This is a genomic window from Pseudomonas donghuensis, assembly GCF_000259195.1.
Classification (GTDB): domain Bacteria; phylum Pseudomonadota; class Gammaproteobacteria; order Pseudomonadales; family Pseudomonadaceae; genus Aquipseudomonas; species Aquipseudomonas donghuensis.
Genome location: NZ_JH650757.1, coordinates 22,217 through 41,064, shown reverse-complemented (window position 1 = coordinate 41,064; position 18,848 = coordinate 22,217). Strand labels below are relative to the sequence as shown.

The window sequence follows — 18,848 nt, the reverse complement described above, 5'->3', positions numbered from 1 at the left end:
ATGCGCCTGATCGACACCCACACCCATCTGGATTTTCCAGACTTCGACCCCGACCGCCCGGCCCTGCTGGCCAATGCCCGGGCCGGCGGGGTCGAGCGCATGGTGGTGCTGGGGGTGTATCAAAGCAATTGGCAGCGGGTCTGGGACCTGGTGCGCAGCGACGCGCAGCTGTACGCGGCGTTCGGCCTGCACCCGGTCTACCTCGACCAGCACCGCCCCGAACACCTGGCCGCACTGGGCGACTGGCTGACCCGCCTGCAGGGCCAGCGCCAGCTATGCGCCGTCGGCGAATTCGGCCTGGATTACTACCTGCCCGAACTCGACCGCGAGCGCCAGCAGGTGCTGTTCGAAGCGCAACTGCAACTGGCCGCGGACTGCAACCTGCCCGCCCTGCTGCACGTGCGCCGCAGCCACGCGGTGGTGATCGCCACGCTCAAGCGCTACAAGCTCAAGCGTGGCGGCATCATCCATGCCTTTGCCGGCAGCGTTGAAGAGGCGCGCGAGTATCACAAGCTGGGCTTCAAACTCGGCCTGGGCGGTGCAGCCACCTGGCCGCAGGCGCTGCGCTTGCACAAGGTGCTGCCGCAGTTGCCGCTGGACAGCGTGGTGCTGGAAACCGACGCGCCAGACATGGCGCCGGTGATGTTCCCGGGCGTGCGCAACAGCCCGGAGCATCTGCCGCAGATTGCCCAGGCGCTGGCCGCGATCATGGGGATTGAGGTTGAGCGCTTGGCTGAGGCGAGTACGGGCAATGCTTGTGAGTTGTTTGGCTGGGCATAACCCTGCCGCACGCCTCACCCTTCCTTGCTGAAATACCGACTCGGCGCCGCCCCCAAGGCTTTACGAAAAACACTGGTAAACGCACTGGGGCTGCTGTAGCCCAGGTCCATCGCCACCCGGGTAACCGACTCGCCATTGCCCAGGCGTGCCACCGCCGCCAACAGGCACGCCTGCTGGCGCCATTCGACAAAGCTGATACCGGTCTGCTGGCGAAACAGCCTAGTGAAGGTGCGCCGGCTCCTGCCCACCTGCCCGGCCATGTCATCGATGCTCACCTCAAGCGACGGTTGCTGCAACAGCCGCTGGCAAGCCTGGGCCAAGCGCGGATCATCCGGCAACGGCGCATTCAGCGACAGCGGCGCCATGCTGGCGATTTCGTGCAGCAGCAACGCCATCAAATGACCATCGCGCTGTTCTTGCGCATACAGCGCCGGCACATCCGCAGCCTGGATCATCAACTGACGCAAAAATGCCGAAACATCGAACACCTGACACAGCCCCGGCAGCCCCAGGCGTGCCGTCGCCGCGTTGCTGATGTAGGTGTTGAGCATGGTCACCGGCCCGCTCATGGCCATCTCATGGGGCACCTGCGCCGGCACCCAGATGGCCCGTTGCGGCGGCACCACCCAATTGCCTTGGCGCGTGAACACGGTGATCACCCCACAGGCCGCATAGGCGAACTGCCCGCGCTGATGGGTATGCAGGGCGAAGTGATGGCCATCGGCATAGTCAACGGCGGTCACCACCGCGTCGCGGGGAATGTGTTCATACGGGTCGATAGCAATCATGGCCCGAATCTAACGATCTACGACCCGATAGCGCAAGCGGGCCAGCAGCCGCATTGCGCATAGTTGCACCCTGCCCGCCTGTGGATAACAACACCATGCAACGAAAACACCTGCTGCTCGCCGTGTTGGTGACAGCCATCTGGGGCCTGAACTTCCCCATCAGCAAACTGGCCCTGGCCGAGATCGACCCGCTGTTGCTCACCGCCCTGCGCTTTACCCTCGCCGCCCTGCCCTGGGTGTTCCTGATCAAACGCCCGCCCGTGGCCCTGGGCTGGCTGGCCGCCTACGGCTTGATCTTCGGCGTGGCGATGTGGGCGCTGATCAACCTGGGGATCAGCCTGGGCGTGCCACCCGGCACCGCTGCCCTGCTGATCCAGTTCAGTGCCTTCTTCACCTTGGGTTGGGGCGTGCTGCTGTTTCGCGAAGGCATGAGCCTTGGCCAGTGCGTTGGCGTGGTACTCGCGGCCCTGGGTTTGATCTGCATTATCGCCAGCAGCCCCGGCCAGGCGACGACCGCGGGCTACAGCGTATTGCTGGTCAGCGCCTTCAGCTGGAGCGTTGGCAACGTCATCATCAAACGCTCGAAAGTGCGTGAGATGTTTGCCTTTGTGGTGTGGGCCAGCCTCTTCCCGCCGATCCCCTTGCTGCTGCTCACCTGGCTCAGCCATGGCAGCGCGCCGTTCACCGCCCTGGCCAGCCACATCGAGGGCGTAACCGTGTTATCGCTGTTGTTCCAGGTCTACGCGGCGACGCACTTCTGTTACTGGGGCTGGAACCTGTTGCTGCGCGAGTACCCGGTTTCAACCGTTGCGCCGCTGTCGCTGCTGATCCCGATATTCGGCATCGCCGGCTCCATCCTCCTGCTCGGCCACCACATCGACCGCAACGAAGGCATCGCCATTGCCCTCATTCTGGCGGCCCTTGCAGCGGGGCTGATCAAGACCCGCCCGCTGTTGCGCCGAACGGTCTAGAACCAACCGCGATCATCTTCCAGCTCCTGGCGACAGGCCTTGAGCTGGGCGCCGTAGAGTCGTGACTGCGCCTCTACCTTGCGCGCCACCTGCATCAGCCACGGCTTGCTGCGATAAGTCCCACGACTAAAACCGCCGCGCCCTTCGTGATAGGCCAGGTACTGGTTGTAGACATCCCACTTGGAAATCCCCAACTGCCGCTGGGTGCCAGCGGTGTACCAGCCAATGAACATGACCGCGTCATCGAAGTTATCCCGCGAGCCACCATTGCCGGTGCCGGCCTTGTACTCACCCCAGACCGGGTCCTGGGCCTGTGCATAACCATAGGCCGAACTCACCCGTCCCCACGGGATGACCCACAGCAAGTAATCGCGGGGCGGCAGCGCATCGGAGACGAAACTGCTTTCCTGCTTCATGATCGCCATCGCCACATGTTGCGGCGTGCCGAACTGCTGCTGCATCTTCAGCGAATCTTCGTACCAGTCCGGGTACTCGCGGTAGATATTGCACAGATTGTTCTGATCCCTCGGCGGCGCCGTGGCGCAGCCCGCCAAGACCACAACCGAAAGCACCAGCGCCCACCCTCGCCCTTGTTTCATCCATCGCCCCAGCAAAAAAGAGGGCTTTAGTTGCCCTTCGTATATAACGCAGCGCCTGGCCGGGCCAGGTTGCGGTGACCTCCTATGATGGCGTGGGTGATGGCAGGGTCACCAGAGTGGTGTTGTGGATTTGTAACGAATAGTCGCGAGAACGGTACTTTAACGGCGGAAATCTTCAGAATTTCCTGATTCCATGTAGTCCATTTCCCAATCATACTTTTGCCGCTTTCAAAGCATTGCAGTGGTCCCGGTGGGGCTCTAGTCTCGGCCGGTCGTTGGCAATTCAACGACCGGTTTTGACAGGCCGACTACACCGTGGACATGTGCAAGCCTTTATGGCGATTGTACGTGGGGCACCTTCGTGTGCGCCGAGTTCTCCGGTGTTCGGTCTGTCAACCCGCGTACAGTTGCCACCCATTTGTTTGACAGCAGATTCGTGGCGGCTCCATTCACCGGGGAGACACCATGTTAAAAATCGTCCCAGATCCACCGCATCATCCCAACCAATCCCTTGAAGACCTTCTCGTCCAGACTTCCGAATACTTGGTCTGCGCGCTGACCATTGCCCAGCAGACGGTGCTACTGCATCCCATGCCGCCTGAGCAAGTACTGACCTTGGCGACCATGCATGAAATTGAACACGCCCGAAGCTTGGTTGAAGTGGCTTTGAGCAAGGTTCAGTTGAAGCACTGAGTTTTTCAGGCGAGCGCCAGCGTTGCTTAGGCAAGGCTGGCTGCCTGCTTTGGGAGGTATGGATGAGCGAAGATCGTGCTTCAGTGCTGAAAACGATAGGTGTTGGTGGAGGATCTGGTGCAGGGGATGGTTGGATTTAACACTGAGCGTGGCACAGCTGGATTGCCCTAAGAAATGCCAAGCTTAAAGGAAGCTCAATTTTTGGTCGAAAGCCACTGATTTCTTACGGCTGCTTTCGACTGTGGATTCAACCCATTGCAGCCATTCGCAAATGCTCTGCACGCACTCCCAATCCGCAAAACGGATGACTGCCGCCCGTCATGCGCGGACCTGGTCGAATAACTGTTGCAGAAATACATCGCCTGCCACAGAGTCAGAAAGCAAGTAATGTCCAGACCAATTATCCCTGCAGCCGCAAGGTTGAACTCAGCATACTGGAAGCTTGGGTGAATTTGTTCACTCACGCCTATGACGGGTGACCCCATCCGTTTGAATCCTCGGCGTTTGATCAACTCTTCAGCAATCAATAGCCAACAAGCGGCTGACGACTCGTTAAAATCAAGCGCCAGATGACCATTAGCTGTCCACGGGCCGCTTGGGGCCGAAAGCAGTCGATTGAAAGTCATTGGCTAACCGGCTGCGATGTGCACATCACCGCAAACCCGTTGGCACAACACGCTCTCTAGTGCCAAGCAGTGGTCCCTTTGTTCATCCATAATTTAACGGCATGTTGAAGTCTTCACCTCAAGGACGTCCCATGACCATCCATACCTCCCCTCCCAAGCAAAAACACTTGGCAGTGTTAATCGACGCTGACAATGCCCCTGCGGCAATTGTCGAAGGTTTATTCGAAGAAATCGCCAAGTACGGCGTCGCCAACGTCAAGCGGATTTATGGCGATTGGACTGGCCCGCAGTTGGGTGGATGGAAAAAGGTGCTACTCGACCATTCGATTCAACCTATCCAACAGTTCGCGTACACCAAAGGTAAGAACGCAACAGACAGCACCTTGATCATCGACGCAATGGACCTGCTGTACACCCGACGCTTCGACGGTTTCTGCCTGGTTTCGAGCGACAGTGACTTCACCCGTCTCGCTTCTCGGCTACGAGAAGAAGGTTTGACCGTCTATGGGTTTGGTGAAGAAAAAACCCCCAGGCCGTTCGTGTCGGCCTGCGACAAGTTCATCTATACCGAATTGCTGCGTAGTGAAGTGCTTGTTGCGGCGAGCAATGGGCATGATCGCCCCGAACCTGAGCCACCCGCCGCAATCGAGGCCGTCAAAGTCGCCAGCATGCCCAAGGTAAAAAAGCTACCCAAGGCACCCGTAAGTTTCATTGCAAAGATCTTGGATGACATTGCCGACGAGGATGGCTGGGCTCACTTGGGAGCGCTGGGCACCAACATCAGCAAATTGAAACCTGAATTCGACCCTCGCACCCATGGTTATAAAAAGCTCAGTGAGTTGATCAAGGGGTATCCGGATACGTTTGAACTGCAAACCAGAAGCACGTCGGGCGTGGGTGGTTCGATACTCTATGCCCGGCACCGACAGCCGAACACGTAGCTGTGGTGGTCTAATGATTCCGGACACCCATTTAGGCGGCGAACACATGTACTGCCATCAATTTATTCAACGATGCTGCGTTTCACGCACAAACTCGATCAGCGCCTTTAGCGCTGGCGGTACGTGACGCCGGCTGGAGTAATAGATGAAAAACCTGCTTGGCAAGGCTTTCCAGTCTTCGAGAACTTCCTCCAGTTGCCCCCGAGCCATGTATTCCCTTGCCATCTCCTCATACACGTACGCGATCCCGGCGCCGTCCTTTGCCGCTTGAATCATCATGGTGTCATCTTCCAGTATCAACGGCCCTGCCACGGCCAGGCGCATGGGCTGCCCCTCAGCAAGATATTCCCACTTGTACAGTTTGCCGCTGGGAAAGCGTCGGCCAATGCAGGCGTGCTCAAGTAGCCTTTGCGGTGTGTCCGGTGTCCCGTGTCTGCTGAGGTAACTGGGGGCAGCAACGGTGACAAATCCCTGGGGTGGGCCCACCGGGACGGCGATCATGTCACCAGCCAGGCTCTCGCCGAAGCGCACTCCGGCATCGAACCCTTTGTCGACGATGTCGCTCAACCCATCATCGGCCACCAGCTCCACGTTGATACGTGGGTAGGCTGCTGTGAATGGCGCCAGCAGTGGCGCAACGACGAGACGGGCAGCGGGCCGCGATACGTTCAATCGCAGCGTGCCGGTGGGAATTTCCTGTTTGAAGGTCAGTTCATGCAGCGCTTTGGCGACCTGTGCCAACGCCGGAACCAACGTGGCCAGAAGTTGATTACCTGCTTCGGTAGGCGTGACGCTGCGAGTGGTGCGATTGAGGAGTCTGACCCCCAGCTTGCCTTCCAAGGCACGCATGGCGTGGCTGAGGGCTGACGCAGATACCCCTCGCTCGTCGGCGGCTTTACGAAAGCTGCGATGGCGAGCCACTGCGGCGAAGGCGTCGAGTTCGGAAAGGTCGCAAGGGGATTTCATGAATGCAGCTCAGCAGTTCAAACACGATTAGCTATCTTATCGTCGGTAACCTCTCAATGAATACTCTGCGCCTCAATCGACGAGAGGTTTGCATGCAAAAGAATCGGCTAGGTACATCCGAGTTGTTGATTTCGCCAATTGGAATGGGCACTTGGGCCATTGCCGGGCAAGGATGGGAGTTCAGCTGGGGGGCGCAAGATGATGGCGATAGCCTGGCAGCATTGGAGTACGCGGTAGAACGCGGCGTGAACTGGATCGACACAGCAGCCGTATATGGACTCGGCCATGCCGAGATATTGACTGGGCAATTGCTGCGTCAGGTGCCGGCTTCGCGTCGCCCGCTGGTATTCACCAAAGGTAGCCTGGTGTGGGATCCCGAAACCCGTGAGATCTCTCATTCGCTCGCCCCCCAGTCATTGATGAAAGAAATCGAGGATAGCCTGCGTCGCTTGCAGGTGAATGTCATCGATCTCTATCAGATTCACTGGCCAGCGTTCCCGGCAGATGGAAACAGCGAAGGCATCGAGGAGGCTTTGGCGACCTTGGCCCAAGCCAAGGCTCAGGGCAAGATAAGGGCGATTGGCGTGTCAAACTTCGATGTTTCTCAGCTTGAGCGAGCCCGCTCCGTAACCGATATCGCCTCCCTTCAACCGCCGTATTCAGCTTTGATGCGTGATATCGAGGATCAGATCCTGCCTTATTGTGCAACAGCGCAGGTCGGCGTGATTGCCTACTCGACGTTACAATCTGGTTTACTGACGGGAAGCATGACCCGCGAGCGGATTGCACAGCTGTCCGACGATGATTGGCGAAAATCGCGGAGCGCCGACTTCCAGGAACCTCGCCTCAGCAAGAACCTCGCTTTGGTAGAAGTCATGGCAAATATCGGTGCCAGGCATGGGGTCAAAGCGGCGGCCGTAGCCATTGCTTGGGTACTACGTAATCGGGCAGTCTCCGGCGCTATCGTAGGCGCACGCAGGCCCGACCAGGTGAATGGATTGATCGACGCCACGAGAATTCGTCTTAGCCACGCTGAAATAGAAGAAATACGCCCCTATTTACCTGAAGGTATGGGTACAAATGTACCCAGCAGTGTGTCCTGAGCATCTGATACCCACCAGTTGATACGTTGATGACATAGCTTCTATTGCGGGCCGTGCGGATGCCGGTGAGCGATAGGGATCGCGGCCGACAAAACAGGGGCCAACATCGACCGTCCGCTTCGGGTCGGGTCGATAGCAGCCGTTCGCGACGGACTGCTTGCGACCCATTATAGATAGCCCGTTCCCCCTTCAACAATACTGGTAACGGTTGGCAGGTAGCTGTCAACGAGGGTGGAACATGCATGCCTTTCTTGCCACATCCCTGGTATCGGTGCCGGTACTTGCAGTCAGCGCTCTGTATGGTCCAGTGGCATCAGCCCACTGTCCTTAATCGCTGCGTCAGCTTCTGGTGATGCCAGGTAGTCGAGGAGCGCCTGGGCTGCGGCATGGTGCTGGCTCTTGCTGACGACAGCGCCCGAATACATGGTCATTTTCTGCGCTTCAGCCGGGATCAGACCAACGATGTCGATACCCTTTACTGGCTTGAGCTCACTTAACTGTTGGAAGCCGATCTGCGCTTGGCCGCGAGCGATCACTGCGCCGACGGGCTCGGCAGGTATCATGTGAGCCTTGGCCGTGAACTGGTCACCGAGCTGCATGTGAGGGAACAGGGTCTTGGAGAGATATACGCCACTTGCGCTGTCGGAGTAGGCGACAGAGCTGCTGTTCTGCAGCACCGTGCGCAAGCCCTGCATGGTGCCTATATCCGGCTTCGGTTCGCCTTTGCGTACGGCCATGGCAATGAACGATTTTCCGAGATCTACTCGGCTGGTTTTATCGGCTTGACCGCCGGCCACCAGGTTGTCGAGCGCCGAACCCACCATCAGGACAACATCCGCCTGCTCACCGCGGGCGAGCCTGTTCGGGACGGCCTGCGGGGTCTCCCCCATCGAAGGAGCGGCGAGAACTTCCAGCTTCACGCCAAATTTCTTCTCATAAGCTGGCGCCACTTCCCGGATAGCGCCCATGATGCCGCCGGAACTCAAAACGGTCAGCGTTTGCGTACCACCTTGCACAACGTCAGCAGCCAAGCAGACGAATGAAGTGGTCAAGAGGGCAGCAAAGGACAGCATTCGAAGCATGGGAACTTTCTCCACAGTAAAAGCGCGAAACTTTACCGGGCGAGGAGCACGCTTATGGTTAATCAGTTATTAAGAAAGTTTCACATTTTTATCCGCCAATAGCAGCTATGGGTTGTGGATGGCTGCCTCTGGTGATCGGCAGCTCCGCGGATTCCGTCTCATGTCTGTCTCATATTCCGTATAGGTCTGGTAAAGCTACAGGCAGGGCAGCCATCATTGCTCATCAACAGGCTTGGTATCGATGACGGTAACGTTTGTAGATATCCGGAGTAGCTTTTGAACCTCCGACGCCGAGTAGCCTTTAGCGTGGAACGACTCACCCGCCTCTGTATAAATGATTACTTCTCGGCTTTTTCTTGCCTCAATCCACGCAACCACAATCTTCGCGATTGCATTCCAAGGCATCGCGTCAGACAAAGCCGCAATAGCTTCGACAAGCCCCGAATTTTGAGGAGCACTTGAAAACATATGCACGGGGCCATGAGGAATACCCGCCTCATCCAATGCGGCCAAAAATGATTTCGCGCTGTGTTTGAAGAGCGTTAAGTGAATCAACGCACATTCCTGAGTACTCATCCTATCCTCGCTGGCTGATTTGAAGAGACTGCCGAATGTCGACAGTAATTGCGGAAGTGAATAGTACTCGATGCCTTCTGGCTCAAGGCTAAAACCGTGGAATCCTCAGTGGAAACCACCGTCTGACTACCTCAACATTACTCAACAAATAGGCCGCCCAGGTTCGCACATAGGGGGTTGCGAACCTGGAGTGCGAACCAGTGGGTGGCCATCGAACAGGGTGGGGTCCTTGTCCCGTGCCTTGCCAGCCTCGCATTTGGGGGCGGACAGGGGGTAACGGTGCGTGTCATAGATACACGTTTTATCGTCGAACCGGCGTATACCCTCACGCATACCTAAAACTGGTATATGCCTAGAGACAGAACGAGACAGGCAGAAACAAGAAAGCCCGCACTTGGCGGGCTTTTCATGGGCTTCCGTATACATGAGGAGACGTATCGGAACAGCTGGATGGTGCCGGAGACAGGAATCGAACCTGCGACCTTCGCGTTACGAGTGCGCTGCTCTACCGACTGAGCTACACCGGCGTGGCGATAACGCTACCACTGCCGGGTCGCTTTCGCAAATCACTGTTTATTAACAGCAATTGCGCCGGTTTCAGAGGGCTTTGCAGCCTGCCGGGGCGAGGTCTTCGCTGAGGGTGCTGGTGCAGGCCCAACCGGTCGCGGAGCGGGTCAGGGTGATGGTTTTGTCGGTGGCGATGGCCGGGGCGTCGATCAGGGTGCAGACGATGCTGCCCACGCCCGTGGCCGCGGTGCCGCTGGCGGCGATGGCGCAGTGGGCGGTGCGCTCCTGGCCGCCCAGGGCGGCGACATTGGCGATGTCTTTGCCTTCGTTCAGGCGCAGGTCGAAGGCGGTCTTCAGGGCAGAAATTTCTACCAGGCCCGCCGTGGCTTTGGTGCGTACCTGGCTGTTGGTGTAAATCGGTAAGGCGATGGTCGCCAGAAGGCCGATGATCGCCACCACGATCATCAGTTCGATCAAGGTAATACCGCGTTGCCCTTTCATGGACACTCTCCCTCACAAAATCAGTTCATGCCGGCCGCAGTGGTGCGGCGCCAGCAGGCGCGCCAGTAGGCCCGAACAGACACCTTTTGTCACCCCGTGACGGTCATTCGGTCATCCTGGCTCGACTACTCTAGTGGGCGGCGGGCATCACTGCTCGCCGCTTGGGGCCTGGAGCTGTTACCAGGCTTGTGCAAGGCCGCGCAGCAAGGATGTGGCGATGACCGACAGCAACCAGATGTACAACTGGCAAGGCACCAACACCCAGGGCGCCTTGATCAGCGGCCAGAGCGCCGCACGCAGCCCGGCGTTGATCAGGGCGCAATTGCGCCAGCGCGGGATTCGCCCGGGGCGCATCGCCAGTGTGCGCCCGCCGCTGTGGCAATGGCGCCGGCCACTGGATGGCAAGGCGCTGAGCCAGTTCAGCCGCCAGCTGGCCACCCTGGTCAAGGCCGGGGTGGCGCTGCTGCAAGCGCTGGATGTGGTCGCCCAAAGCAGCGCCAACCCGGCGATGGCCCGCCTGCTGGGGGCGATCAAGGCCGATATCGCTGCTGGCAGCAGCCTGGCCACTGCGCTGCGCCGGCACCCGCACTATTTCGATCGGCTGTACTGCAACCTGGTGGACGCCGGTGAGCAGTCCGGCAGCCTGGAGGTCGTGCTGGCCCAGGTGGCGGCGCTGCAGGAGCAACGCCAGGCCCTGCGCGCACGGCTGAAAAAAGCCATGACCTATCCACTGCTGGTGCTGCTGGTGGGCTTTGGGGTGTCGGCGCTGTTGCTGCTGGAGGTGGTGCCGCGTTTTCAGTCGCTGTTCGGCGGCTTTGGTGCCGAGCTGCCGGCCTTTACCCAACAGGTGATCGGCTTGTCGCAGTGGCTGGGGGCGCATTTCTGGCTGCTGTTGATAACGTCGTGCAGCGTTGTTGGCGCGCTGGTTTGGGGTTATCGACACAAGCCTGCGTTGCGTTTGTGGCTGGTGCGCCTGGCCCTGCGTTTGCCGGTGCTTGGCAGCCTGCTCCGGCATGCCGCCCTCGCCCGCTTTGCCCGCACCTTGTCGACTTCGTTCGGCGCCGGGGTGCCGTTGGTGGAGGCGCTGGGGCCGGTTGCCGGGGCGTGTGGCAATCCGTTGTATGAGCAGGCGCTGCACAAGGTGCGCGAGGACCTGGCCAGTGGTCTAGCCTTGAACGTGGCATTGCGCGCCAGCGGCTTGTTCCCGGCGCTGGTGGTGCAGATGTGCGCCATTGGCGAGACAGCCGGGACACTGGACGATATGCTCGCCAGGATCGCCAGCCACTATGAACAGGCCATCGACCACCTGCTCGACACCCTCACGGCCCTGATTGAGCCGTTGATCGTGCTGATCCTGGGGTTGCTGGTGGGCAGCCTGGTGATCGCCATGTACCTGCCAATCTTCCAGCTGGGCAATGTGATCTGACCATGAACCTGTTGAACTCCCTGGCCAGCCAGCCACTGATGTACCTGAGCATCGCCCTGTTGCTCGGGCTGATCATCGGCAGCTTTCTCAATGTGCTGGTGCATCGCCTGCCGATCATGCTCGAACGCCAATGGCAGGCCGAGGCGCGCGAGGTGCTGGAGTTGCCTAGCGAGGCACAAGCGCCGCGCTTCGACCTGTTGTTGCCGCCGTCGCAGTGCCCGCATTGCGCCCACCGTATTCGCCCCTGGGAAAACATACCGGTCATTAGTTACCTGGCCTTGCGCGGGCGCTGTTCCAGTTGCCAGGCGCGCATCAGCCCGCGCTACCCGCTGGTGGAACTCGCCAGTGGGGCGCTGACCCTGTTTGTCGCCTGGCGCTTCGGCGTCACCGGCACCGCCCTGGCCCTGCTGCTGCTGAGCTGGGGCCTGCTGGCCATGAGCATGATCGACATCGAGCACCATCTGCTGCCCGATGCCCTGGTATTGCCGCTGTTGTGGCTGGGGTTGATCGTCAATGCCTTCGAAATGTTCGTGCCGCTGGAAGATGCCCTGTGGGGCACGGTGGCCGGTTACCTGAGCCTGTGGTCGGTGTTCTGGTTGTTCAAGATGCTTACCGGCAAGGAAGGCATGGGCTATGGCGACTTCAAGTTGCTGGCGATGCTGGGTGCCTGGGGCGGCTGGCAGATCCTGCCACTGACGTTGCTGCTGTCGTCCTTGTTGGGGGCGGTGATCGGGCTGATTATGCTGCGCCTGCAGCGCAAGCAGGCCAGCACGCCGATCCCCTTTGGTCCCTATCTGGCCATCGCGGGCTGGATCGCGCTGCTCTGGGGTGGTCAAATAACCACTTCCTATCTGAAATATTCCGGATTCTGATGACCACCGCTGCTTTCACTCCCTGGATTCTCGGCCTTACCGGCGGCATCGGCAGTGGCAAGAGCGCCGCTGCGCAGCGCTTTGTCGAGCTGGGTGTGCACCTGGTCGACGCCGACCAGGCCGCGCGCTGGGTGGTCGAGCCGGGCCGCCCGGCGCTGGCCCGTATCGTCGAGCGTTTCGGCCCGGGTGTGCTGCTCGAGGACGGCCAGCTCAACCGCGCCGCCCTGCGCGAGCTGATCTTTGCCGACCCGCAGCAACGCCTGTGGCTCGAAGCCCTGCTGCACCCGTTGATCGGCCAGGAGATCTTCAGCTACCTGGCCAAGGCCGAGTCGCCCTATGCGGTGTTCGTCTCGCCGTTGATGGTCGAGTCCGGCCAGTACAAGCGCACCAACCGCCTGCTGGTGATCGATGCGCCGCAGGCGCTGCAAGTGCAGCGCACCCTGCTGCGCGACCAGACCAGCGCCGAACAGGTGCAGGCCATCCTCAAGGCCCAGGCCAGCCGCGAAGAGCGCCTGCGCCACGCCCACGATGTGCTGGTCAATGACCGCGACCTGGGCTGGCTGCATTCGGAGGTCGACCGCCTGCACCACTTTTACCTGACTTTGCGAGGAGGCCAAGCATGAGCCAACCGATGACCGTAGATTGCCCGACCTGTGGCGCCCCTGTGGAATGGAACGCGACCAGCCCGTTCCGGCCGTTCTGTTCCGACCGCTGCAAGCTGATCGACCTGGGCGCCTGGGCCGCTGAAGAGCACAAGATTCCGGTCGCCCCGGATGCCGAAGACGAGCTGTTCTCCGGCGAGCTCGACCCGCGCCACTGAGCCGTCAGCGCCCGGGGTCGTCGTCCTTCCACGGGGCCTGCAGGTAGCGGGTCCGGTTGAAGGTCTCCAGCCACTCCGGGCAGAACACCACCAGGGCGCTGACCACCATGCCGTTGATAAAGGCTTCGGGGAAGATGATCAGCCACAGGTAGCCGATAAAGTCCTCGAGCCACTCCGGCATGACGAAGCGCCCGTCCATCCACAGCAACCCCAGCCCACCGAGCAGGCACAAGAGTGCCGACAGCGCCGCGGCAAAAAAGCCCGAACAGAAGATATAGACGAACAGGTTGCGCGGCTGTGCCCGCTCCACCAGGATCGCGCACACCTCGGTAACCAGCACCGGCAGGCCGATCAGCAACAGGCCATTGACCCCCATCGCCGCCAGGTCCTGGCGCCCCAGCGCCAGCAGGCCGAGCTGCGCCAGCAAGCCACCGACAATCGCCAGCGGCCAGTCCAGCAGCAGGGTCACGGCGGTCATGCCGATGAAGTGATAAGACACCCCGGTGTCGAAGTCGCGCCGCACCAGCCACAGGGCAAACAAGGCGAACACCGTGCCGAACAGCAAGTGCTGGCGACGGCTGTCGGCGAACAGTTCGAGCCAGCGGGTACGCGCCACCGCCCAAATCAGCACGGGCACATAGGCGACCCAGGCGATGGTCAGGGTCTGGCTGGAAAGTACGGCGGCACTGATCACGGCAAATAACCCTTGTTCGAGTGAGGCAATAGGCGTGGGGGCAGTCTACACCTCGGGGCTGGCTTGATCAGCCTCAGTGGCTGCGGAAAATACCGGCGTTGTGCGGCGCAACGTACCTGAAGCGAGCAGCAGCACTATGGCCGGGAGTATCACCATGCTGGCGCCCAGCATGGCGCCCCGCAGGCCAATACTCTCAAGCGCTCCACCGCCGATGATCACCCCCAGGCCGATCGCGCCATTGAGCACTGCCGTATGCAGGGCCGTGGCCGGAACGGTATGGGCGCCGGCGATGCTCAACACCCAGGTCTGCAGACCGGTAAACAGTGCCGAGATGGCAACGCCCCAGACCATCAGCAAGGCCGCCACGGCCAGCAGGTTCAACTCGGGCCCAAGCAGGCCCAGGGTCAGCAGCGCCCCTGCCATGGCGATCAGGGCCAGGAGGATGAAGGGTTTGAGGTGGCGGTCGATGAAGATCGCGCTCAGCAGGTTGCCCAGAAAACCGGCGGCGCCAAAGGCGAAAAGCAGTGCCGCGACCAGCCACGGCGTGACGTCTGGCACCTGACTGATAAAGGGCTCGACAAAGGTGTAGGCGGCAAAATGTGCGGCCGCCGTCAGCCCGGTGATGACGAAGGTGATCAGCAGATCCCGGCGCCGCAGCACCGCCACATACCCGGTGCCGGGTGCTGCGGCGACCAGGCCCAGGTCAGGGACTACCAAGGCGATTGCCCCGGCACTGGCGACACAGAGCAACGCCAGGCAAGCAAAAGCGGTTCGCCAGCCGTCGTACTGGCCCACCAGGTTGACCAGTGGCACGCCCATGACGGTGGCGAGGGTAATACCGCCCAGCACGATCGAGGTGGCCAGGCCCATCTGCCGGGCAGGCGCGATAAGGGTGGCGGTGGCGGCCACGGTTGCCCAGAACACGCCATGGGCCAACGCCCCCAGTGCCCGCGCACCGAGCAGCGCGGCAAACTCCGGGGCGATTGCCGAGAGCGCATTCGATGCTGCCAGCATCAACATCAGGGCAATCATCAGCGGCTTGCGGGCGACCCAGCGGCTCAGGCTGTTGGCAAGCAAGCCACTGACAGCGCCAATCCAGGCATACAAGGTCACGCTGAGCCCGACCCTGGCCGGCTCCTGCGCCAAATCGGCGGAAATCTGTGACAACAAACCGATAGGGGCGAACTCGGAGGTCACCATCGCGAAGGAAGCGATGCACAGCACCGTCACCGCGCTCCATACCCGCCAGGTTGATAAGGCCATGCGCACCTCCGTCCCTGTCATGAGTGGCTCTACACCTCGGGGTTGGCTTGGTCAGCCTCGGCGGGCGCTTTCGGTGCCTCGAACAGGCGGAACACGGCGCCTTCAACCAGCCAGTCCGGCGGCTGGCAACTGGGGTTGCGCTGCTGCTCGATGACGCTGATGGTGGTCGCCGATACCTGCACATCGGCCCAGGCGCCGTAGCAGCCGAACTCGTTCAGGGTCAGGCGCAAGCGGTAGTCGCCGGGCATGACGCTGAGCACCTTGGGGTTGAACTCGGCATAGCTGCGGACGATTTCATCTTCTGCGCCGCGATGGTCAATCAGTTTGACGCTGTAGGGCGGTGAGTCGCCCTCCTTGAGCACCACATAGCGGCCATCTGCAGTGTCGTAAGGCACGGTGGGCGTCCAGAACAAAAAGCCCACGCCGTACACCACCAGGGCACAGACCACCGTGCCGGAACCGAATATGCCGCCCATCTTCACTACGCTCATGCTTCTTCCCTGATATTCACTGAGCCCACAACGGGTGCGCAGTCTAGGCGCTGGTTTACATGCGCAGCAATGGCTTGCAGACATTTCCTGCAAAGCTCAATTGAACGCTAAGCTTGTGCCCATGGACGACTCAGACTATTTGCGCCTGCTCACCATTCAGGCCGAACAAGCCAATGCGTTTCTATCCAATGCCCGTAAATGGGAACGTGAGCGTTGGGTATGCCAGCGCCTGCTGCAAGGCTTGAACATTCCCTACCGCAGCGAAGACTTTGCCGCCGCCGGGCAAGAACCGCCTGATGTGCTGTTTCGCGATGCCGCCTTCGAGGTGTTTTTTGTCCTCGATGAAGGCCGGCGCCTGAACGACGAATGGCGCGAAGAGCTGCAGCGCCGGCGCAGTGCCTTCTCGTTGAGCCAACTGGTACGCCGCGAAGCCCGGCCCCGGCGGATCAGCGCCCAGGAACTGCTGCAGCGCCTGGCGCCGACCCTGCGTAAAAAATCGCACAACTACCAGGAGCGCGGCCTGGACCTGAGCGAGCTGGACATCATTGCCTTTGCCAGCCTCAAGCGCGAAGTACTCGACCTCAACAGCCACTTCCCGCCGCCCACCGAATACCTGCGCCAGGGCTGGCGCTCGTTGTCGCTGGTCGGCCCGACCTTCGCCCGGGTGCTGTTTGCCCACCCCGATGCGCCGGACTTCTTGCGCGGCAATTTGGGGCGCAGCATCGTTTTCGATGTAGGAATAAGCCTCTGAGCTGGCCCCCTGCCAAAGCCCGATGGCATAAATTCTGTGCCGGTGATACAAAGCGCAATCATTCGTTATAAAGACAGCCAAGTGACTGAACGCTGGGCAACCTTCGAGCGACTAGAGTGAACACTGTAGCGTTCCCACAGTCACAAGCGTCTATCTGACGAGGCCCTCATGACCAGCCGCCTGAATCCCGAAGACCAGCGTCGTGTCGATGAATACCTGCGAGCCCCCCAGCACCAAGTCGAGCGCAAGCCATTCCGGCCCTGGCTGCTCCTTCTGCTGGTGGTGGTCGTGACCGTTGCACTCGGCTTGTTGAGCCGCCTCTTGAGTCATCTGGTGCTATGAGCTGCCTTGCGCTCGCCCACAACGCCCGCCCCGTGCGGCCTGCCACTCAAGACCCGAATTCCGTAAACCTTATGAGATATCTCCATGACTCACCGTATTGTGATTGTCGGCGGCGGCGCCGGCGGCCTGGAACTGGCGACCCGCCTGGGTAAGACCCTGGGCAAAAAAGGTAGCGCCAGCATCACCCTGGTCGACGCCAACCTGACGCACATCTGGAAGCCGCTGCTGCACGAAGTGGCGGCGGGCTCGCTCAACTCTTCCGAAGACGAACTGAACTACGTGGCCCAGGCCAAGTGGAATCACTTCCAGTTCCAACTCGGGCGCATGAGCGGCCTGGACCGCGAAACCAAGCAGATCCAGCTGGCTGCCACCCTCGATGAAGACGGTCGCGAACTGCTGCCTGCGCGCACCCTGGGCTATGACACCCTGGTGATCGCAGTGGGCAGTAACACCAACGACTTCGGCACCTTGGGCGCGGCGCAGCATTGCCTGTTCCTCGACACCCGCAAGCAGGCCGAGCGCTTCCACCAGCAACTGCTCAATCATTACCTGCGCGCCCACGCCGGCGATCAGGCCAATGAGCAAATCAGCGTGGCCATCGTCGGCGCCGGTGCCACCGGTGTGGAACTGGCCGCCGAGCTGCACCACGCGGCCCATGAGCTGGCGGCTTACGGCCTGGATCGTATCCAGCCCAAAGACATGCACATCACCCTGATCGAGGCTGGCCCGCGGGTACTGCCAGCGCTGCCGGAGCGCATCAGCGTGCCCGTGCACAAGACCCTGGAGAAACTCGGGGTGACGGTGATGACCAACGCGGCGGTCAGTGAAGTGACCGCCGATGAGCTGCGCACCAGCAATGGTGACGTGATTCAGGCCAGCCTCAAGGTCTGGGCGGCAGGTATTCGTGCGCCGGGTTTCCTCAAGGACATCGACGGCCTGGAAACCAACCGGATCAACCAGCTGGTGGTGCGCCCTACCCTGCAAACCACCCTGGACGACAACATCTTCGCCTTCGGCGACTGCGCCGCCTGCCCGCAACCGGGTAGTGACCGCAACGTGCCGCCACGGGCGCAGGCTGCGCACCAGCAGGCGTCGTTGCTGGCCAAGGGCTTGAAGGCGCGCCTGGAAGGCAAGCCGTTGCCGACGTATGCGTACCGGGATTATGGCTCGCTGGTGTCGCTGTCGCGCTTCTCGGCGGTGGGTAACCTGATGGGCAACCTGACCGGCAGCGTGATGCTCGAAGGCTGGTTGGCGCGGATGTTCTATGTGTCGCTGTACCGCATGCACCAGATGGCGCTGTACGGGACATTCCGTACGCTGATGCTGATGCTGGGTAGCCGGATCGGGCGTGGGACTGAGCCGCGGTTGAAGTTGCACTGACGTTGGATTGGCTTTGAGGGCCTCATCGCGGGGCAAGCCCGCTCCCACAGGTATGGCGGTGTTTCTGTAGGAGCGGGCTTGACCCGCGATGGCGTCGGTACAGTCGATGTAAATGTGCTGCTGGCAAGCCAGTTCCCACAAGTCCGTGGTGTAGGTTTTACTTGAGGACCCGGTAGGTACTCTGCACAAAGCCGCTTTCAAAGGTGGTGCTGCGCATATGCTGCAGCGTCACGTCCTTCGCCAGGGCCCCGAACAGCGGGATGCCACTGCCCAGCAACACCGGTATGCGGGTGATGGTCAGTTCATCCAGCCGGCCTTCGCGCAAGAAGCTCTGAATCACCTGCCCGCCATCGAGGTACAGCCCCTTGGCGCCTGTTTCATTCAGGTGCTCGACCAGGTCGGCGACCGGCCCCGGGTGCACTTCGATGCCATGCTGCATATCGGCCTGCTGCAAGGTGCTGCTCAGCACCACCACACGCTTGTGCGGATACGGCCACTCGCCAAAGGTCAGGACCTTCTCAAAGGTGTTGCGGCCCATGACCAGGGTGTCGACAGTGGCCATGTACGCGGCGTAACCGTGGTCGTCACTGGAACTGGTGGCGACCATCAGCCAGTCCAGCTCACCGCTTTCACGGGCGATGTAGCCATCGAGGCTGGTGGCGATATAGACGGAGGG

At 60.7% G+C, this 18,848-nt stretch carries 22 protein-coding genes and 1 tRNA gene; 12 read left to right on the top strand and 11 right to left on the bottom strand.

Features of this window, described 5'->3' with window-relative positions; genetic code table 11:
* Complete coding sequence (locus UW3_RS0102530) at window positions 1-780, top strand: TatD family hydrolase (protein WP_010220637.1); 780 nt, start codon at window positions 1-3, stop codon at window positions 778-780.
* A gap of 14 nt (window positions 781-794) precedes the next feature.
* Here UW3_RS0102530 and UW3_RS0102525 read toward each other — a convergent pair whose 3' ends face one another.
* Window positions 795-1,568 (bottom strand): AraC family transcriptional regulator, encoded by a 774-nt coding sequence (locus UW3_RS0102525; RefSeq protein ID WP_010220636.1) that lies wholly within the window; start codon window positions 1,566-1,568, stop codon window positions 795-797.
* 95 nt (window positions 1,569-1,663) lie between these two features.
* Here UW3_RS0102525 and UW3_RS0102520 point away from each other — a divergent pair, with 95 nt between their 5' ends.
* Window positions 1,664-2,539 (top strand): amino acid metabolite efflux pump, encoded by an 876-nt coding sequence (locus UW3_RS0102520; protein WP_010220635.1) that lies wholly within the window; start codon window positions 1,664-1,666, stop codon window positions 2,537-2,539.
* Here UW3_RS0102520 and UW3_RS0102515 read toward each other — a convergent pair.
* Entirely contained in the window at window positions 2,536-3,138 is a 603-nt protein-coding gene (locus UW3_RS0102515) for a transglycosylase SLT domain-containing protein (RefSeq protein ID WP_026001169.1), read from the bottom strand. The two genes, UW3_RS0102520 and UW3_RS0102515, sit on opposite strands and share 4 nt — an antisense overlap.
* Window positions 3,139-3,603: 465 nt before the next feature.
* Between UW3_RS0102515 and UW3_RS0102510 the strand changes: the two genes are divergently transcribed.
* Complete coding sequence (locus UW3_RS0102510; RefSeq protein WP_010220631.1) at window positions 3,604-3,831, top strand: hypothetical protein; 228 nt, start codon at window positions 3,604-3,606, stop codon at window positions 3,829-3,831.
* A 757-nt stretch (window positions 3,832-4,588) separates the two neighbouring features.
* Window positions 4,589-5,398, top strand: coding sequence for an NYN domain-containing protein (locus UW3_RS0102505; protein ID WP_010220630.1), 810 nt, complete (start codon window positions 4,589-4,591; stop codon window positions 5,396-5,398).
* Between the two features lie 66 nt (window positions 5,399-5,464).
* Here the strand turns inward: UW3_RS0102505 and UW3_RS0102500 are convergent, their stop codons facing one another.
* The gene (locus tag UW3_RS0102500; protein WP_010220629.1) at window positions 5,465-6,364 is read right to left on the bottom strand and encodes a LysR family transcriptional regulator; all 900 of its coding nucleotides are present in this window, start codon (window positions 6,362-6,364) and stop codon (window positions 5,465-5,467) included.
* 92 nt (window positions 6,365-6,456) lie between these two features.
* On the opposite strand from UW3_RS0102500, the gene UW3_RS0102495 reads away from it, so the two are divergent.
* Window positions 6,457-7,467 carry an aldo/keto reductase gene (locus UW3_RS0102495; protein ID WP_026001168.1) on the top strand — a complete coding sequence of 337 codons (1,011 nt, stop codon included), beginning with the start codon at window positions 6,457-6,459 and terminating at the stop codon, window positions 7,465-7,467.
* Window positions 7,468-7,754: 287 nt separating this feature from the next.
* Here the strand turns inward: UW3_RS0102495 and UW3_RS0102490 are convergent, their stop codons facing one another.
* The 4 genes from UW3_RS0102490 to UW3_RS0102475 form a co-directional block, all read right to left on the bottom strand.
* Entirely contained in the window at window positions 7,755-8,549 is a 795-nt protein-coding gene (locus UW3_RS0102490) for a substrate-binding domain-containing protein (protein ID WP_010220627.1), read from the bottom strand.
* A gap of 213 nt (window positions 8,550-8,762) precedes the next feature.
* Window positions 8,763-9,125 carry a hypothetical protein gene (locus UW3_RS0102485; protein ID WP_010220626.1) on the bottom strand — a complete coding sequence of 121 codons (363 nt, stop codon included), beginning with the start codon at window positions 9,123-9,125 and terminating at the stop codon, window positions 8,763-8,765.
* A 451-nt stretch (window positions 9,126-9,576) separates the two neighbouring features.
* Window positions 9,577-9,652 (bottom strand) — tRNA-Thr (locus UW3_RS0102480).
* Between the two features lie 70 nt (window positions 9,653-9,722).
* On the bottom strand, window positions 9,723-10,133 hold the full coding sequence (locus UW3_RS0102475; protein ID WP_010220625.1) for a pilin: 411 nt from the start codon (window positions 10,131-10,133) through the stop codon (window positions 9,723-9,725).
* A gap of 217 nt (window positions 10,134-10,350) precedes the next feature.
* Between UW3_RS0102475 and UW3_RS0102470 the strand changes: the two genes are divergently transcribed.
* The 4 genes from UW3_RS0102470 to yacG are packed head-to-tail and all read left to right on the top strand — an operon-like array spanning window position 10,351 to window position 13,251.
* Window positions 10,351-11,559, top strand: a complete 1,209-nt coding sequence (locus tag UW3_RS0102470; RefSeq protein WP_010220624.1) for a type II secretion system F family protein — start codon at window positions 10,351-10,353, stop codon at window positions 11,557-11,559.
* 2 nt (window positions 11,560-11,561) lie between these two features.
* Window positions 11,562-12,431, top strand: a complete 870-nt coding sequence (locus UW3_RS0102465; RefSeq protein ID WP_010220623.1) for a prepilin peptidase — start codon at window positions 11,562-11,564, stop codon at window positions 12,429-12,431.
* Window positions 12,431-13,054, top strand: coding sequence for a dephospho-CoA kinase (gene coaE, locus UW3_RS0102460; RefSeq protein WP_010220622.1), 624 nt, complete (start codon window positions 12,431-12,433; stop codon window positions 13,052-13,054). The genes UW3_RS0102465 and coaE overlap by 1 nt, the downstream gene beginning before the upstream one ends.
* A complete protein-coding gene (yacG, locus tag UW3_RS0102455) occupies window positions 13,051-13,251 on the top strand; it encodes a DNA gyrase inhibitor YacG (RefSeq protein WP_010220621.1) in 201 nt (66 codons plus the stop codon). Before coaE ends, yacG begins: the two co-directional genes overlap by 4 nt.
* Before the next feature lie 4 nt (window positions 13,252-13,255).
* Here yacG and UW3_RS0102450 read toward each other — a convergent pair whose 3' ends face one another.
* Genes UW3_RS0102450 through UW3_RS0102440 form a run of 3 tightly spaced genes read right to left on the bottom strand, consistent with a single transcriptional unit; the run spans window position 13,256 to window position 15,699 of the window.
* A complete protein-coding gene (locus UW3_RS0102450; protein WP_010220620.1) occupies window positions 13,256-13,945 on the bottom strand; it encodes an energy-coupling factor ABC transporter permease in 690 nt (229 codons plus the stop codon).
* Window positions 13,946-13,990: 45 nt separating this feature from the next.
* On the bottom strand, window positions 13,991-15,208 hold the full coding sequence (locus UW3_RS26395; RefSeq protein WP_010220619.1) for an MFS transporter: 1,218 nt from the start codon (window positions 15,206-15,208) through the stop codon (window positions 13,991-13,993).
* A gap of 29 nt (window positions 15,209-15,237) precedes the next feature.
* Entirely contained in the window at window positions 15,238-15,699 is a 462-nt protein-coding gene (locus tag UW3_RS0102440) for a hypothetical protein (protein WP_145959289.1), read from the bottom strand.
* Window positions 15,700-15,820: 121 nt separating this feature from the next.
* On the opposite strand from UW3_RS0102440, the gene UW3_RS0102435 reads away from it, so the two are divergent.
* The 3 genes from UW3_RS0102435 (at window position 15,821) to UW3_RS0102425 (ending at window position 18,172) form a co-directional block, all read left to right on the top strand.
* Window positions 15,821-16,450 carry a DUF1780 domain-containing protein gene (locus UW3_RS0102435; protein WP_010220617.1) on the top strand — a complete coding sequence of 210 codons (630 nt, stop codon included), beginning with the start codon at window positions 15,821-15,823 and terminating at the stop codon, window positions 16,448-16,450.
* A 168-nt stretch (window positions 16,451-16,618) separates the two neighbouring features.
* Window positions 16,619-16,792 carry a DUF3094 family protein gene (locus UW3_RS28035; protein WP_081492759.1) on the top strand — a complete coding sequence of 58 codons (174 nt, stop codon included), beginning with the start codon at window positions 16,619-16,621 and terminating at the stop codon, window positions 16,790-16,792.
* Between the two features lie 84 nt (window positions 16,793-16,876).
* The gene (locus tag UW3_RS0102425; RefSeq protein WP_010220616.1) at window positions 16,877-18,172 is read left to right on the top strand and encodes an NAD(P)/FAD-dependent oxidoreductase; all 1,296 of its coding nucleotides are present in this window, start codon (window positions 16,877-16,879) and stop codon (window positions 18,170-18,172) included.
* 157 nt (window positions 18,173-18,329) lie between these two features.
* Here the strand turns inward: UW3_RS0102425 and UW3_RS26390 are convergent.
* Window positions 18,330-18,848: dihydrofolate reductase family protein (locus UW3_RS26390; RefSeq protein WP_010220615.1), on the bottom strand; the 519-nt coding region annotated here is incomplete at its 5' end.

Bases quoted from the DNA above. Each gene is read 5' to 3' on its own strand.
- coaE (WP_010220622.1), top strand. From the start codon at position 12,431: ATGACCACCGCTGCTTTCACTCCCTGGATTCTCGGCCTTACCGGCGGC.
- UW3_RS0102530 (WP_010220637.1), top strand. From the start codon at position 1: ATGCGCCTGATCGACACCCACACCCATCTGGATTTTCCAGACTTCGAC.
- UW3_RS0102515 (WP_026001169.1), bottom strand. From the start codon at position 3,138: ATGAAACAAGGGCGAGGGTGGGCGCTGGTGCTTTCGGTTGTGGTCTTG.
- UW3_RS0102435 (WP_010220617.1), top strand. From the start codon at position 15,821: ATGGACGACTCAGACTATTTGCGCCTGCTCACCATTCAGGCCGAACAA.
- UW3_RS0102510 (WP_010220631.1), top strand. From the start codon at position 3,604: ATGTTAAAAATCGTCCCAGATCCACCGCATCATCCCAACCAATCCCTT.
- UW3_RS0102520 (WP_010220635.1), top strand. From the start codon at position 1,664: ATGCAACGAAAACACCTGCTGCTCGCCGTGTTGGTGACAGCCATCTGG.
- UW3_RS0102425 (WP_010220616.1), top strand. From the start codon at position 16,877: ATGACTCACCGTATTGTGATTGTCGGCGGCGGCGCCGGCGGCCTGGAA.
- UW3_RS0102440 (WP_145959289.1), bottom strand. From the start codon at position 15,699: ATGAGCGTAGTGAAGATGGGCGGCATATTCGGTTCCGGCACGGTGGTC.
- UW3_RS0102470 (WP_010220624.1), top strand. From the start codon at position 10,351: ATGACCGACAGCAACCAGATGTACAACTGGCAAGGCACCAACACCCAG.
- UW3_RS0102495 (WP_026001168.1), top strand. From the start codon at position 6,457: ATGCAAAAGAATCGGCTAGGTACATCCGAGTTGTTGATTTCGCCAATT.
- UW3_RS26395 (WP_010220619.1), bottom strand. From the start codon at position 15,208: ATGGCCTTATCAACCTGGCGGGTATGGAGCGCGGTGACGGTGCTGTGC.
- UW3_RS0102490 (WP_010220627.1), bottom strand. From the start codon at position 8,549: ATGCTTCGAATGCTGTCCTTTGCTGCCCTCTTGACCACTTCATTCGTC.
- UW3_RS0102485 (WP_010220626.1), bottom strand. From the start codon at position 9,125: ATGAGTACTCAGGAATGTGCGTTGATTCACTTAACGCTCTTCAAACAC.
- UW3_RS0102500 (WP_010220629.1), bottom strand. From the start codon at position 6,364: ATGAAATCCCCTTGCGACCTTTCCGAACTCGACGCCTTCGCCGCAGTG.
- yacG (WP_010220621.1), top strand. From the start codon at position 13,051: ATGAGCCAACCGATGACCGTAGATTGCCCGACCTGTGGCGCCCCTGTG.
- UW3_RS0102525 (WP_010220636.1), bottom strand. From the start codon at position 1,568: ATGATTGCTATCGACCCGTATGAACACATTCCCCGCGACGCGGTGGTG.
- UW3_RS0102465 (WP_010220623.1), top strand. From the start codon at position 11,562: ATGAACCTGTTGAACTCCCTGGCCAGCCAGCCACTGATGTACCTGAGC.
- UW3_RS0102475 (WP_010220625.1), bottom strand. From the start codon at position 10,133: ATGAAAGGGCAACGCGGTATTACCTTGATCGAACTGATGATCGTGGTG.
- UW3_RS28035 (WP_081492759.1), top strand. From the start codon at position 16,619: ATGACCAGCCGCCTGAATCCCGAAGACCAGCGTCGTGTCGATGAATAC.
- UW3_RS0102505 (WP_010220630.1), top strand. From the start codon at position 4,589: ATGACCATCCATACCTCCCCTCCCAAGCAAAAACACTTGGCAGTGTTA.